Annotated in this window: 9 protein-coding genes; 5 read left to right on the top strand and 4 right to left on the bottom strand. The window is 67.7% G+C overall.

The window, feature by feature from the left end:
* The 4 genes from ACFORO_RS36260 to ACFORO_RS36245 all read right to left on the bottom strand — a co-directional run.
* Positions 1-1,814, bottom strand: a 1,814-nt coding sequence (locus ACFORO_RS36260) for a tetratricopeptide repeat protein (RefSeq protein ID WP_377896718.1), incomplete at its 3' end; no start/stop codon positions are given.
* A gap of 565 nt (positions 1,815-2,379) precedes the next feature.
* Positions 2,380-4,764 (bottom strand): CHAT domain-containing protein, encoded by a 2,385-nt coding sequence (locus ACFORO_RS36255; protein WP_377871818.1) that lies wholly within the window; start codon positions 4,762-4,764, stop codon positions 2,380-2,382.
* Complete coding sequence (locus ACFORO_RS36250; protein WP_377871819.1) at positions 4,764-5,429, bottom strand: DUF6338 family protein; 666 nt, start codon at positions 5,427-5,429, stop codon at positions 4,764-4,766. Before ACFORO_RS36250 ends, ACFORO_RS36255 begins: the two co-directional genes overlap by 1 nt.
* 15 nt (positions 5,430-5,444) lie before the next feature.
* Entirely contained in the window at positions 5,445-5,576 is a 132-nt protein-coding gene (locus ACFORO_RS36245) for a hypothetical protein (RefSeq protein ID WP_377871820.1), read from the bottom strand.
* Positions 5,577-7,466: 1,890 nt separating this feature from the next.
* Here ACFORO_RS36245 and grpE point away from each other — a divergent pair.
* The 5 genes from grpE to ACFORO_RS36220 are packed head-to-tail and all read left to right on the top strand — an operon-like array spanning position 7,467 to position 15,941.
* A complete protein-coding gene (grpE, locus tag ACFORO_RS36240) occupies positions 7,467-8,057 on the top strand; it encodes a nucleotide exchange factor GrpE (protein ID WP_377871821.1) in 591 nt (196 codons plus the stop codon).
* A complete protein-coding gene (locus ACFORO_RS36235) occupies positions 8,050-9,723 on the top strand; it encodes an Hsp70 family protein (protein ID WP_377871822.1) in 1,674 nt (557 codons plus the stop codon). The genes grpE and ACFORO_RS36235 overlap by 8 nt, the downstream gene beginning before the upstream one ends.
* Before the next feature lies 1 nt (position 9,724).
* Positions 9,725-12,361, top strand: a complete 2,637-nt coding sequence (locus tag ACFORO_RS36230; protein WP_377871823.1) for a hypothetical protein — start codon at positions 9,725-9,727, stop codon at positions 12,359-12,361.
* Positions 12,361-13,557 (top strand): TRAFAC clade GTPase domain-containing protein, encoded by a 1,197-nt coding sequence (locus ACFORO_RS36225; protein WP_377871825.1) that lies wholly within the window; start codon positions 12,361-12,363, stop codon positions 13,555-13,557. Before ACFORO_RS36230 ends, ACFORO_RS36225 begins: the two co-directional genes overlap by 1 nt.
* Entirely contained in the window at positions 13,554-15,941 is a 2,388-nt protein-coding gene (locus ACFORO_RS36220; RefSeq protein ID WP_377871826.1) for a GTPase-associated protein 1-related protein, read from the top strand. Before ACFORO_RS36225 ends, ACFORO_RS36220 begins: the two co-directional genes overlap by 4 nt.
* Positions 15,942-15,943: the final 2 nt, after the last annotated feature.

The following is a 15,943-nucleotide window of genomic DNA, read 5'->3' as shown; positions in this document are numbered from 1 at the left end:
TCCTCGAACGCAGCAACAGCACCCGCCGGATCACCCGCCTCCCCCCGCAAGGCGGCCAAATTATTACGGGCAGTCAGCGTGATGGGATGGTCGCGGCCTAGCACCCGCGACGTATCAGCCAGCAGCTTCTCGAACGCGGATGCCGCGCCCGCCGGATCACCCGACTCGCCCCGCCAGCGAGCCAGATTGTTGCGCGTGCCCAGAGTGTCGGGATGGTCAGGTCCCAGCACACGCAACCGGTCAGCGAGCAACTCCTCGAACGCAGCAACAGCACCCGCCGGATCACCCGCCTCCCCCCGCAAGGCGGCCAGGTTTCCAAGGGTGGTCAGGGTGTCGGGGTGGTCGGGGTGCAAATGTTGGGTGGCAGTGATGTGGAGTCGGCGGAAGTAGTCTTTTGCCTCAGCAACCAACCCAGCCCCGCGGAGGCTGTTGCCTGCTAAGAACAGAACTTCGTGCCCGTAGCGTTCCCAGAGGTGTTCGCCGGCAGCATCGGCCAATGCGTCGGTGTTGGCACGCAGCACCTGCCCCAGCGCGGCATCCCGTTCGATTTCCGGCCAGATGCGCTGAAGTGTGTCCGCCGCGGCGCGTGCCACCGTTACGAACCGCTCGGCAGGCAGTGCGTCGCGAGTGGTGCGCTGCACCAGCGCATGCACTCGAACTGTCCGCTGCCCCGTGCCTGGGGTTACGGTGATGAGGTTAAGTCGGTGCAAGCATCTCAACCCGTCGCGTGCCTGCTCGGCACCGAGCTTGCGCCCGGTGCTCTGCACGAGCAGGTCGGTGATCGGCGGAGCGGTGAACACGTCGCTGGGGATACCGTTGGGATCCAGCATGCTGGCCACCTCCAGCAAGGTCGCCGCTATGCCCGCCGGTTCCAGCTGATTGGCCTGCTCCACCGACAACGACCACGTGGCGGCCACGGTGGCGCGGTGTTCGTCAGGCAACTCGTCGAACTCAGGAAACAGCGACTCCAAATTCCGTCGCCGATCAGTCCAGCGTGCCAGGTAGTCAGTGCACGACAGGTCCCGATCCAGCATGTACGCCCCGGCCTGGGCCAGCGCCAACGGCAAATGTCCCAGCTCGGCTGCGAGCTTGACGGCACCGTCTCGCAGAGCAGGCTGATCGGCCAGCGCGGCGTGCAAGTACGCCTCGGCCTCTGCTGGGGTGAACGTGTCGACCCCGATCAGGTGTCGTCCGTTCCCTCGCAGCGCGGCATCGCGGCGCCGCGTGGTCACCACCACCCGCCCCGTTGGGGTTGCCGGTGGCCACAAGCCCCGCAGATCCGCCGGGTTCTGCACATCGTCGAGCACAACGAGCCACCGCTCCGCTGTAGCGGCGAGCCATGCCAGCAGGCGCCGCGCACCGTGCTCGGGGTCGGGGTCCTCGATGCCGGTCAGGTCGGAAGCCAAGCGGGCGTAACTGGAGACGATCGCCTCCCGCGACCCCGCCGTTATCCACGCCCACAACCCCACCTCGCCCCCGCGCCACACTCGCTCGGCGTAATCCAGCGCCACCTGAGTCTTCCCTACCCCGCCCAATCCCGACACAACGCCGGTACGCACCCACGAGCTACCGGCCAGCACCGCAGCATCCCCACGCCCCAGCACTTGTTCCAGTAGCTGCGTCGTCCGCGGACGGTGCTGAAACGCCGTCGCCTGCTGCGGCGGAACTCCCGCCCGGTGCGGCAAAGACACGACCGGGCGGGACCGGGAGTACGTGTGCGCATCACTGTGAATAGCGCCGGACTGGGCGACGTCCCCTCCCGTGTCAGCAGCCACGTAATTGACGGTGGCACCGTGCACCGGCCGGTCGCTCATCACTCCAGTATCCCCACCCCGTCATCGACAAACAGCCGGACCCGGGCACTCGGACCCCGAGCGGGCGGAACACCAGGCCGTACGGCCAGTCCCGTACACCGAGGCCCCAGCAGCAGGACTAGCGGCGGGCTCCAAGCCAGCGATCGGTGCACTGCCAGCGGCGCGGCCGGCCTCGTCTGCGAAGCAGTACGCGCCGACCAATGGGGCACTTGCGGGATCGCGACTTGGGCCGGAAGAACCGCGGGTTACACCGGTACTTGCGATTCCCAGCAGCGACCAGCTCGATGCCGCAGTCAGGCTCCGGGTACACCAGCGTCTGGTTCTGCTCGGCGCAGTCTCCCAATCCTCGTCGTCGCCGACCCACAGAACGGCGTCCGCAGGTTGTGCCGCCGCGCGTGTCTCTGGCACGCGCAGCGGCGTACTTCGCTTCGATCCTGGCGTTGAGTTCAGCGGCGCGTCCAGACGTGCAACGCTGGCCAGGGCGTTTCAGACGACCAACGGCTGGACGCACGCTGTCTGCTGCAGGCAGGTCGCGACAGGTGTCGGCAGCTCTGCTCCTGAACAGTCAACCGGCAACCCGGTCCGGCGGCACCGATGCCATCTTCCGCGGTCGGACGCTGCCGTTGGTGATGGCCGTGAGACCAGCCGAGCTGACCGGGCTGCTGTCGCCTTTCGCGCGCCAACGCTGCTGTGCCCGACGCAGTGCCCATGGCGCGCTCGTGCCCTCGGCCAGCTCGCGATAGAGAGCGCTCAGAATGTGCGCCGTGGCGTGGCCGCTGCGGGGACCGTCCGGCAAGGGGAAGATCCCACCGATCACCGTCGACGCTCCCCGGCACAGCATGACCGCCGGGATGCCGGTGGGATCAGTGCCGACCCGGCGGTCGAGATCACCGGAGAAACAAGCGCCCACCACGACAGTTCGCGGAAACCGCATGCTCATCATCCGTCCTGCGGAAAGCCGTTTCGCACGGGCCGGGTCGAGAATCAGCGAGTGCGCGAGGCCCGGACGGTTGTCACCGTGGACCGACATGGTCAGGACGCCGAACTCGTCTCCGTCGGCCAACGACTTCACTAGCTCGTCGGGGTCAGCGATCTCCCGCACACCCTCAGGCCATGCCGCCTGGAGCGAGCGGCGTTCGAGGGCCAGGCCGTCGCCGTCCACGCCGTGGAGATAGCTCGCCGCGGCGGTCGTCCGCGGATCCGGATCGTCTTGGCCGAGCAAGGAACACGACGGCAGCAAGGCCACCGCGGCGCGGTCGCCGATCCGGGTTCCGTCGTCGTCGAGCAGCAGCGCCGGCCACGGCACAGGCCACAATAGACTGTCGGTCGAGAACGTGATCAGCGGAATCTCTTCATCAGGCGCGTTCGGCCGCACCGCCCGCAAGAGGTCGATCAGGCCGGTCGGCAGCACCGACGACGTCAGTGCGATCCAGTCGCGGTCGTGTGCCAGTGCGTCGTATTGGCGGCTTTCCCGCCATCCGCTGGTTGATGCGCGGACACCGGGGTCTGCCGACCGTGTCACGGAAGCCGACCGTCGCCGGTCGGAGCGGCCAGTGACGTCGGCGAGCGCCCGCACGACCGGGTCCGTGAGGTCCTGCCGGTAGGGCACCGGGTCGGCTCCGGGAGCTTCCCAGCTGCCGAAGAGCGTGGTGACTCCGTCGAACTCCACTATCCGGAGCTGGATCAGGTGATGCTCTGTCCTGCCAACCTCGTGGCGCCGCGCATCGCGTCTCTGCACAAGGTTCCGGAACTGGCCCGACACCGCGACCTCGAGCTTCTCGTAGACCGGTGCCGCAGCGGCGGGCGAAACCGCGTTCGGCGATTCCGGATCCTCCAGGTCGGACAAGCGCTCCAGAAGGCCGCGCACGACCGGCGAGATGCCGGTACCGTCCGGGTCGTCGAGCAGGCCGGAGCGGAGAAGTTCCGCGATGTCGCTCTCGCGCAACATACGCAGTGCCTGCACGTACTGCTGCGTGGCTTCGCGGTCGCCTGACATTGCCAGGGTCGCACCGACCTGCAAGGTACCGTGCTCGAACTCCGCCAGATCGTCGACGAGCTCCGCTTGGTGCTGCCGCCAACCTCTTCCGACCTTGAGGTCGCAGATCATCCGAAGCAGCTCGACTCCCGCGGCGAGTTGCTCGCGAGGATCGCCGAATTCGCGTTCCAGCCCGAAACGCAGCGAAAGCAACCGGGCGCGGAGCGCCGCGTTCGCGTCTGGTTGCAAGCGCTGGTGCGCACCGTCGAGCAACGTCCGGACGTCGTCCAGACGTTCCTCTCCCGCCGCCGCCAGAGCCTGGTAGTACATCGCCTCGACGACGAACGCCGGGAGTTTCCATTTTTCAGCCAGTTTCAGAGCTTCCCCGGCGTGCTCCCCGGCCTGCGCATCGCGGTCGAGAGCCAGATACGTCTTCGCCAAGTCCAGTTCGACCCGCAGCATGGTCTGCCGGTACGCGCCGTGCTTGCTGACCTCCCGCACCTTCTCGAACATCTCGATCGCACGGGAATACTCCTCGCGGTCGTGGCGGATCTGAGCGAGTTGGAGCATCGCCTCTCCGAGCATGGCCGCATTCGACGAGGTGTGCTGCGTGGCGTAGACCTCTTGAAAGAACTCGACGCTCTTCACCGCGCTCGGCAGCGCTACATCCGTGCGGTGCAGCATTTGGGCGGCGCGGGCGCGATGGAACTCGGCCTGGGCGCCCATCGCCGGGATCTTTGCTTCCGGCCGGCCGTTCAACTCGTCGAGAATGAGCATCGCCTGCCCCAGCTCGCCTTGTTGCACCAGACCGTCCGAACGTTGCAGTTCCAGAAGGAAACGCTTCGAGGCGGCCAGGTCGGCCGGCGACGGCCGCACCCCCAGCTTCGGACCGAGCCATCGCTCGAAGACCGCCTGACCGGCGTAGGCGATGACGAAGAACAGGATCGCCCACATCCACCACGTAGAGTCGAACATCAGCCATCGCCGCCCTTCTCTCGTGCGGTGCGCGGAACGTACTTGCCATGAACGGCTTTCACGATCGATCGCGGAATCAGCACGAAGTCCTGCTCTCGCGCCGACCGGGGGTTGTCACCGGGGCCTGTCACCGCGATCGGGCGTTGCAGGACGACCGCGTCCCGCGCGGGGTCGCCGTCCACCGAGACCGACCGGAACAACCCCTCGATCAGCCTTCCGTCGTCGACTTCCACGGCGAGGAAAACCGGCAGGCCGTCCCGTTTCGCAGCCAACACCGCGGACCACACGACGCCTTCGTGAATCCGCGATTGCTGCTTCCCTGCCAGCCGAACCCACAGCCGCCCACCGGCGAGCGCCAATGCAAGGCTGAGCAGCAGCACGAACAGCGCCGAAGCGACCACACCCCACGCCTTCGGCCGCAGCGTCGCAGGACCTGTCACAAGGTCGTCAAGCGACACAAGACCCGGAAACACCTGTCCCGCAACAAGAACGAGAACCACGGCTACAGCCGAAGTCAACGCGCCCGCCGTCGCCATTTCGACGACCTCGCCTACTGCGCTCCGGCTGTCCCTCGGCAAGAAGCGCGCGAGCATCCGGTGGTAGACCAGGCCCGGTGAAAGGGCCGCGACGAGAAACACCAGTCCAGCCGCGGTGCTCGGCGGCATTCTCGAGCCCTGCCCTCAACCCTGGGAGTTCGGGTCTGGCGGCGGCGTGGCGAACGGGTCAGGAAGCTCGAACTCTTCCTGCTGCTCCTCGTCCACATAGGACCGCCACTCAGGGTCGGGAAGCTCTGCCCTGTCCGTATCGCTCATCGCGAAGCCTTCCTCGCCGCCGACGAATCGATCGGTCAGCAGGTCGCGGACGAGCCGGTAAACGTTACAGCGCCACCTCCGCTCACGACCTTCGACGGGACGAACGACTGCGCTCGGCCCCGTCTATTGAGTGTCCGTCCGGATAGGTGCAACCGTGCGGAAATCGAGCTCGCCGATCCCCGTCTGGGCCGGCGTGCGCAAGCTACATCCAGCTTGGCACTGAGGTTCTCGCCCCGCGCGGTCGCGCCGGACTCCGGTTCGAGATCGAGAATCCCGGAATCCTGTTCGCGTAGACCCACCGCGATTCAGCCCTAGGTGCCCGCGCATCTGCCCGAGGGCGAGGACCGGCCGCGGACTCACGGATGAGCGCCGTTGCACGGCCTCCGGACCGCTGAGCCATCTGGCCTCGCCTTTTCTTCCACCGGATCCCGCTGCGATGCGGGCCTGACATCTCGCCGTTGTGACCACGAGATCCGCCCCAGGACGAGCTTGCCCGGATATCGCCGTCCATGCCCGCAGAGAGAGCAGCGGACTGGGCAGCATTCTCGGACACGCTCCACTCGTACTCAGAGCCCGCCCGAGAGACTGCTGAGCGGTGTGCGTGGTCTCCTTGATGCTGCGTACAGGCAACTGACGGGTTCCGTGATCCGCAACTGGATGACCTGGTAGATCTTCTCGGTGCCCCCGATAACGCGCTTATCGTCATCGAGGCGCTGGATCACGTCGGCGGCTGGTTCACCCCGGGTCAAACGGCTATCACTCCTGGATCACGCAGCCCGCACGTTAAGTCCCGTCAGCACGACTCTCACAGCTTGCGTTCGACGTAGTCCCCAACGTCAATGTCACGGACTTTGACGACTACGCGTCGTAGCACCGCGGAAGCCGCGATCGTCAGCGACCGGCTTTGACGAGTCCGCGCTGGCGCACAACCATCGCGCTGAAGCTTGGTTGCAATGGCGTACGGACTGGCTGACGAACCCGTTGCACGCGCGCCGGTCCAGTACATGCGTCCGATCATCGGATCGTGCTGTTGCCGGGGACGGCTGCTACCGGAGAGACAAGTGAGAACGAGCCCTCACCACGCTCGTTGCCCTCTCGCTACAGAGTGGAGCCACCCCTGCTTTTATGTTCCGTCGGCCACCCCCGCGGGGACGGAACACCGCAAACAGGTCCGACTAGATACGCATAGTTGCCCCAACCTGCTGACGAGGCGCCCGGGACCCGCCAGCGGTGAGGTGTGCGCGTGTCAGCGATCCTGACCCGAGGTCTGCCCCGACATGTAGCTGGTCGTTTCCCATTCGGCCCCTACGTACGGAATACCACGCGACACTCGGCGGCGCAATGGATCGGACTGTCGCGGAAATGCGAGGTCACATGACAGATTGGCAGGTCGAGGAAACTCAGCAATTCATTGGCGGTGTGCCAACAAACTGTTGACAGTCGGCAGGCAGTCGTCCGGCCAAGATACGAGAGCGCCAATGACCGGCGGCCTCGACGCTGCGGAGCGAGAGGAGCACCGCAGTTACCGGCGAGTACTGACGACAGTCGCAGTTAGTCGAATACGCACGCCGGCGAACCGCCCTCACTAACCGCCATCCCTGTGTCCTCACTGGCAACATTGGGCCACGAGCAGGCATTTCGGGCCACGTGAACCCGCCCCGGGCCTTCCGGTACCCATCGGCCGGCACTTCCAAACGAGGGTGCGCCGATACCACAACCGCAACCGCGGCAGGTAGCAATTGGCCTCCATTTACCGGAAAAGAGCAGTTGCGGAGCAATAAGGCGGATAGCCGGACGCACAGGATCTGGTCGAGTACCGTATCCACGCCGCCCGCAGCCAGCGGACAAAGGTGGAATATTCCATTCGCGAAACAAACCGAGGAGTCGCTTGTGGGTGACACGGCGGAGGCCGAAACCGCGGAAGAAGCCCCGGACAGCGAGAGCGGCCGCGCGGCTGAGCTGACGGAGCTGACCGGTGCCGTTCGCGCCCTCACCGAACAGGTCCAGGCCCACCACGCGCGCGCCGAAGCGAGAGAGCGGGTGATCGACCAGTTGCACGCCGAAGTACAGCGGCTTCGTGCCGGAGAGCAGGAAATCGTGCTGCGCCCGGTCGTCACCGACCTGCAGAATCTGCGCACCGACCTGCTCCGCCAGTCGCGCACGCTGCCGCCGGACGTCGGCCGCGACCAGATCGCGGGACTGCTGGAATCGTTCGCGCTGACCGCGGAGCTCGCGCTGGAACGCTGCGGTATCGTGCCGGTCCGCCCGGAGATCGGGGCAGCGTTCTCAGCACGCGAGCACAAGGCGATCAAAGCCGTCGAGGCCGTCCATGCCGACGAGGACGGAACGATCGCCGAGATTGTGGCGGACGGCTACCAGGACATCCGCACGGAGAGAATCCTCGCCGCGGCGAGGGTCCACGTCCGGCGCTGGACGGAACCGGCGGACGAGCATCAACCGGAAGGAAGCACGGATGCATGAGGAGAGCCTTCGGGTCTTCGGCATCGACCTCGGCACGACCTACTCTGCCATCGCCTACGTAGACGAGAGCGGCCGGACCACCGTGTGCCGCAACACGGACAATCTCGAGACCATCCCCTCGGTGGTCTACTTCGAGAACGAATCCAATGTGGTCGTCGGGTCGGTGGCCAAGGAATCCGCGGTCACCCAGCCCGATCGGGTGGTAGCGCTGATCAAGCGGGCAATGGGCAGGACGGACGTCTTCGACTTCGACGGCAAGCCCTACACGCCCGAGTCCATCTCCGCGCTGATTCTCAAGCAACTCGCCCAGGACGGAACCGCTTACAGCGGCGGCGAAGTCTCCAAGGTCGTCATCACCGTCCCCGCTTACTTCGGCATGCTGGAGCGCGACGCCACCAAGAACGCGGGCAAGATCGCCGGGCTCGACGTGATCGGCATCGTGCCGGAGCCCGTCGCCGCCGCGCTGCACTACGAAGCCACGACGGGCGCGGAGGACAAGACCGTTCTCGTCTACGACCTCGGCGGCGGTACCTTCGACACCACGGTCATCCGGGTGTCCCAGAACGAGATCGAGGTCGTCTGCACCGACGGCGACGACCGGCTCGGCGGAGCCGACTGGGATGCCCGGCTGCGCGATCACCTGCTCGCCTCGTTCACTGAGCAGGTCCCGCCCGGCACCGATCCGGAAGACGACGAGGAGTTCCTCCAGTCGCTGGTCACTCTCGCCGAGACGACCAAGAAGCAACTGTCCACTGTGGAGTCCCGGCCGGTGGCGCTGCGCGGAGCCGGGGCGAGCGCGCGCATCGACGTCACCCGCGGGCAATTCGAAGAGATGACCAAGGATCTGCTGGACAAGAGCATCGACATCGTCCGGCGCACCTTGGCCACGCTGGAGAAGAAAGCTCCCGACGCGGAGATCGACGAAGTGCTGCTGGTGGGAGGCTCGACGAACATGCCTGCCGTCGCCGAGCGCCTGCGCGCCGAATTCGGCTGGGAGCCGAAACTGCACGATCCGCACCTGGCGGTCGCCAAAGGCGCGGCGCTCTACGCGCTCGGCCGGGTCGTCCACAAGGAACAGGCTGCGGCACGCGCGCAGGCAACCTCTGGCGCCGAGGCCGACGCCAAGGCCGCCGAGGCGGTGAGCGACCTGGAGACGAGGACAGGCATTTCGGCCGGAACGCTGGCCGGTCTCGCCGCCAAGGAGACCCGCAACGTCCTTCCGAAAGCGTTCGGCGTCAAGCTGCAGGACGTCGACGATCCAGACTGGGAGAACAAGCCGAAACGGTTCTACGTCCACCATCTGGTGCACGCCAACGATCCGCTGCCGACCGGCGAGCGCGAACTGGACGCGTACACCGTGAAGGAAGGACAGCGGCAGATCGAGATCGAGCTCTACGAACAGTCCGGGGCCGTCGCGGGCGAGGAGATGGCCGAGAACAAACTGCTGAACGACGGCAAGGGCACGATCGGCGGCCTTCCCCCGCTGCCCGTGAGGTCGCCGGTGCACATGACGATGACGGTGGACGACGAGGGCCTGCTGACGGTCAAGGCCGTCGAAACCACCACCGGCAAGTCGCTCGACATCCAGGTCCGGGTCAGCGTGCTGTCCGACCAGCAGGTCGAGGAGGCAGCGAACGCGGTATCGGCGCTGACCGTTTCGAGCTGACATGGCGGAGCCATTCGACGCCAAAGCCTACGAGGATTCGGTCGTCAAACCGCTGAAGGGGCGCTTGCGCCAAGGCCTGCCGGACGACCTGCTCGAGCGGTACGCGATCGATCTCGCGATGTCGGATCAGGAGGTCGCGCAGCGGCTGCGGGAAGTCCGGTCCAAGTGGAACAAGGGCCTCGGCGGCGTCGGCTTCGCCCGGCAGGTCTACCAGGAATTGCGCAAGGCGGACGACCAGCTCCAGCGGGAACACGGCACCGGCCTGACGCGGATCGAATGGTGGCGGACCTACGCCGCGTCCCGGGCACGGCGGCGAACCGGCCGGGTCGAGGACTTCGCCGAGGACTTGCGCTCGAACTTCGGCGAGCTCGGCCTGATCGAGCAGAAGCAGCTCGACGCGATGGCTTCCGCCGCTGCCGCGTCGTTGTCTCCCGGTGAAGTCGGCGAAGCGCTCACGAAAGCACACATCCGGCGTTGTGTCCCGCCCGAGTTGCCCGTGACGAGCGGGCTCGTCGACGCCACTTACCGGTCTCTGCGAGATCACCTCCTCAACGCGGAGAAGCACGGAGTCGTGGACCTGGTGAGCGGTGAGCCCGCGCCGTTCCGGCTGCTCGACCCGAAAGCCGCACCGGATCTTTCGGTCTCGGCTGTGACCCGGGCGGCCGAACGCGAGAACAAGAGAGCCGGGAACGAGGGTGCGCGGCAAGCTCTCGCGATTCTCAGCAGTGCCGCGAAAAACGGCGTCGACCTGCGGCAGCTGGCGTTGTTCCATGTGCTGGACGACCTGCGCCGGCAGCACGGTCTCCGGGTGCCGCCCAGGACCCTGCTGAAACCGTTGCTGCAGGCGAAGCTCGAAGCCGATGAGGCCAAACTCCTCGTGTTCGGAGTGCTCAACGAGTCCGCACACACGCCAGCCGGGAGTCTCGCGTCCGTCCGGGCTCTGCTCGCGCAGGGCCGTTTGAACACCGCGCAGCGGACCCTCGCGGCGATCCCCGGCGCGGACGACGCCGCCGCGGCGGCCGAGCTGGTGGACCGACAGCTCGTCAAAGTACGAGACCTGGTCGCGGCCTCCCGGCTCGCGTCACGCGAAAGAGACGAGGCAGGGGCTGCCGATCGGCTGCGCGAGGCGTTGGCGCTTTCCTCGGACGACGACCAGCTCCACGCCGAGCTGCGCCAGATCCCGCCGGTTCCGGTGCTCGAGGTGTCCGCGCAAGAGGAAGGCATCACCGTCCGGGTTTCCTGGAGACCCGCGCCCAGCCACGACGAAGCCACGCGCTACCACGTGGTTCGCAAGGAGGGCCGGATCCCGTCCGACGCGGCTGACGGGATCGTCATCGCGACCAGCACAGCCAGCACGGTGTGCGTGGATTCGGAGGCTCCGGCGAGCACACCGTTGGGGTACGCGGTGTTCGCCGCGGTCGAGAGCGGCGCCTGGTCCCGTCCGACCGGAGTGACGGCAGAGGCAGTCCCCGGCGTCGCCGAGGTCCGGCTCGACTTCACCGACGGCGTGGTCGAGGGCCAGTGGACCGTTCATCCCGACGCGGTCGACGTGGCGGTCCGCCGAGACGACGGCACCGAGATCCGCACGATCGACCGCACCCGGTTCCGGGACCAGCCCGCGGGCGACGACAGCGAGCAGACCTACACCTTCGTTGCGCGGTACCGCCGTGCCGACGGCTCCGCGGCATCGTCGAAGCCGGTCCGGGCGCGGGTCGGCGCGACCCGGCGTCCGCTCCCGGTGCGGGCCTTGAAACTGAACGCGATCGAAGACGACCGCGGTCCGCGGATCGAGCTGTGCTGGAAAGTGCAGCCGGATGCGGAAATCGTCGTCCGCCGCGCCGTTTCGCCGTGCCCTTGGGATTTCGGCGAGGTGGTGCCGGCCAGCGAGCTCGACGGCTATGGCGAGCAAGTGCTCGGGAGCATGGCGGAGGCAGGCGGCTGGCACACGCTGACCGCAAGCGCACCGCCGGGGAAATTTCATTATGTCCCGTTCACCCTCGGCCCGGACGGCGCGATCCGCGGGCACAGCGAGACGCTGGGGACCGCCTCTCCCGTCACCGGCCTGCGTTGCCAGCGATTCGGTGACGACGTTCTGCTTGCCTGGGAATGGCCCGGCCAGGCCGGCGTCGCGGAGGTCTGCTGGCAGACCGAGCAGGAATCCGGGCAGCGGGACCTGACCCGGCAGCAGTACCACGCGGACGGCGGATGCCGGATCCGCTGCGGGCAGGGCCGCGTGCTGGTCGGCGTCCGGGCCAAGGTGCTGGCCGAAGGCGGTGAATGCGTTTCGCGCGAAGTCGGGCTGACCATTCCCGGAAATCCGCTGACAGTGAGCTATTCCGTGGCCTTCTCCCGCCGGCCGATGCTCGGCGGGGGCACAGTCCGGATCCGGCTGACCGCGGACCAGGAGGTCCCGCGGTGCGCGGTGGTGGTCGTGGCGCTGCAGGGGCCGGTCATGCCGCGACGGCCCGCCGACGGTCTCGAACTGCTCCGCGGTGAACGAAACCTGCGGCCGGGGGACCCCGTCGAGCTGACCGCCGAACTTCCTCGCCTGCGCAAACCGTACTGGGTGCGCTGCTTCGTCGAAACGGACGGCGTCCGTCTCGTCGATCCTTCCACAAAGCAGATGAAGGTGTCCTGATGTCCACAGCGGCTTGTCCTTACTGCTATCACCGGATCAACCTCGGCAAGCTCCGATTCCAATGCACCGGCCGAGCCGCGCCGGGGCGCGACCGGTGCAAGCGTGTGGTCGACCAGGACCGGAAACGGCTCACCGGGTACGGTTCGGCCGCGCTGCCGACGTTCCCACCGCCGGACTCGCGAAACCCGCTCCCCGCACGCATGGCCCCGTGCCCCGACTGCGGCGTTGCCTCCGGCATTCGCGCCTGTCAGATCTGCCGGACGCCGTTGCCCGCCAATTTCGCCGACGGACGCAGCCCGCTGATCGGAATGGTCGGCGGGAAGAACGCCGGGAAGACCGTGTACACCACCGTGCTCGCGCACGAGCTCATGCACAATATTCGCAGCCGCTTCGCCGCGGACGTCTGCTTCACGGGCGATCAGCAGGGCGGTACCGGGTCGATCACCGACTGGCTCGCCGGCTACGAGCAGGCACTGTTCGAGGACCGCAGGCTCTTCGAGTCGACAGCCAGCTCGGCGGACGGGCTGAAGGTTCCCCTGGTGATGCAATGGCGTCAGCCGAGGCGCAGTCTCGGCCGGGAGACTTACCACACCACGACCCTGTCGTTCTACGACGCGGCGGGCGAAGACATGACCACCCAGGATTTCGTCAACGCGCAGGCATACCTCGCCGCGGCCGACGGGCTGATCGTGCTGCTCGATCCGTTCCAGCTCAAGGGATCGCTCGACCGGATCTCGGTGCCGGACGCCAGCCGGAAGGACTCCGAGCCGCCGATCAACGTGCTGACGCGGATCACCCAGCTGTTGCGCACCAGCCAGGGTGTCGCCTCCCGGCGCAAGATCGCCACTCCGGTCGCGGTGGTGTTCTCGAAGTTCGACGCCTTCTTCCCGGCGCTCGGCGACGGACATCCGCTGCTGCGGAGCCCGGACCCGGGGCCGAGCTACGACGAAGGGCACGGCCGGGACACCGACGAGCACCTGCGTGCGCTGCTGGCTGATCTGGGCGCCGACGACATTGACGCCCACCTCCGCTCGAACTACAAGAAGCACCGCTATTTCGCGGTGTCGTCGCTGGGCGCGGAACCCGATTACGCGCGCAACCGGGTCGACTCTCGCGGCGTCCGGCCCTTCCGCGCGGACGAGCCGTTGCTGTGGCTGCTCGGGCTGTTCAGGGTCATCGAGCGGAGCAACTCGTGACCGGGCCGGGGTTCGATTCCCTGTACTACACCGATTGCGTACCCGGCCAAGGCTTGCGCGGGGGCGCCGGATTCCAGTTCCAGGCGGTGTCGCCGGGCGTCTCCGCCGAGACCATGTCGCTCGTCCAGCGGACCTCGCTGTACGAGGCACCAGTGGCATGGATGCGGGCGCGCCGGAGCGTCACCGACTACCCGCCGTCGCTGACGCACGTGTTCGACGGCGTCTACGCGACGGCGCGGGGCCGCTACCTCGGTGCCGAAGCCAACGGCGCGAGGGAAGGAAACCAGTTCACCCACGCGATCGCGACGACGGACCCAGAGAAGTACGGGCTGACCCGGCCGGCCCAGCTGTGGGGCGCGAGGTGGTGGGCGGAAAAACCCGCCCCCAGCACGGAATGCGAGCAGATCGACGCGGATCCGGAAGCCGGGCCGTGGGGAATCGACGCCTTGCGAGAGTGGGTGCTGGGCCAGGACGACGGCGAGGAGTGGCTGCTCGCCGTGCATTCCGCCATCGACCGGATCCACGAGCCGGACGGGCAGCGCGTGCTGTTCGTCGCAACCGATCCCGGGGACGTGCTCGGCTGGATCGCCGCGGGAACAGTGCTGCTCCCCCAGTCCCGGGCGCTGCGGGTGGGGTTCCGCGTGTTCGCGACCAGCCCGGCGCACAGCAGCCATGACGTGCTCGGAGTGCACGACGACTGGGCCGGGGCCCTCGGCGACCCGGACCGGGACAGCGGGTTCGCCGTGTTCAATCTGACCGCCGGCCGGCACTCGGCCGTCGAGCCGACCGAAGGCGCCAGGTACTGGGTGCCGAGGTTTCTGGAGGGCGATCCGTACGACACCATCGACGCGATAGAGCTGGCTCAGCGGTTTGCCGCGAAACGGGCCCGGCCCTCGGAAGCGGACCGGCTAGCCGCCGCCGTGCTCGTGCTCGGCGGCAAACCCGTGGGCCCGCGCCAGGCCGGCGAGCTGGCGAGCTGGCTGGACAGCCAGCCGGTTCCGCTCGCCGACGAGGTCGTGCAGCCGATCGCCGACGAGGTGCTGGCCTCCCGGCCAGGTCTCGACACGGTCCGCGTTATGCATCGCGCGGCCGAAAAGCACGGCGTGACAGGGGAACTCGCCAAGCGAGTGCTGCGCGCCCGGCTCGCCGCGGAGCTGGAGCACGTCACCGGGACCCCGGTCGCGGCGGAACCCGATCAGCTCGAAGCGCTTGCCGAGAGAGCGGCGCACACGGCCGCGCCGGAACAAATGGACGCTGTGCTCAGGCTCGCCGCGCAGTTCGGTGCGCAGCCGCGAATCGGCCGGTTCCTCGACAGTGCGCACCGCTTCGTGCGCTGGTGGGCCGACCGTCCGGCCGAGCCGGTGGATCCGGCTGCCTGGCCCTGCGGCAACCACCTGACCGATCTGTTGCGCGACGAGCTGGCCGCACGGGTCAGCCAGCCCGGCAGCGAGCGGGTGTTCGAGGACATTCGCCTGCACTGGTGGCGGATCTTGCTTCGCACCGCCACCGACCCGTCGACGTTGATGGACGCCGCGGTCACGGCGGCCGCGATCGCGGGCGGCAACCCCGAGGTGCGCCGCGAAACGGTCGGCTACGTGCTGGCTGCCCTGCGAAACGCCCCGCCGGCACAACGTGGCGGCTTGATGTGGCGAGCGTTGTTCTCGAACAGCCAGCCGACGGCCGGAGAACTCGCCGCCTACCTGGAGACTCTCCCGGGCGGCGGGCTCGGGGGCTGGTGGGCCGAGAACACCGTGGACGCGCTGACGGAACTTTGCGGAGCACGCCCGTCGGCGGAGGTCCTCGATCTCGTGGCGACAGTGCACTGGCACCAGGCGTTCCCCGCCGACGACCGGCTCGCCGATCTCGCCCGGCAGGACGGAACGGTCAGGGCCTGGCTGGGTTCAGTCACCGCGGGCCGGACATCGGATCCCCTCGTGCTTTCTTCGGTGTCCGAAACCGTGCTCGCCGCACGCGGGGCCGAGGTCGCCGATGCGCTGATTTCCGTCCCGCAACTCGCCGACGCCGCCCGGCTGGTGAAGCTGAACGCCAAAGCGCTGCCCGCGGTGCTCGTCCGCGAGCTGCCGCGCCGATGGGCCGGCCCGGCCACCCCCGGATCCACAGTGGACAGAGCGCTCGCGCTCGCGTACCTGACTGCCACCACTGCCGAGCTCGCCGATGTCCTTGTCTCGCACATCGAACGCGAGCTGCGACGGTGGGTCGGGAGCGCGAGCAAGGAAGACGTGCAACGGATCGAGCGGGTGCTGAAGGATGCCGATGAGCGAGGCGCACTGGACTGGCAGAAGTTCGTCAGCGCCGGCGCTGCCGCGACCGGCAAGAACAAATCGGCGGGCTGGCGGAGAAACCGCCGGAACAAGGACAGGTGAGC

It is taken from the genome of Amycolatopsis halotolerans, assembly GCF_042647905.1.
GTDB lineage: Bacteria > Actinomycetota > Actinomycetes > Mycobacteriales > Pseudonocardiaceae > Amycolatopsis > Amycolatopsis halotolerans.
The sequence above is the reverse complement of the archived record's forward strand: the minus strand, read 5'-3'. Positions and strand labels throughout refer to the sequence as shown.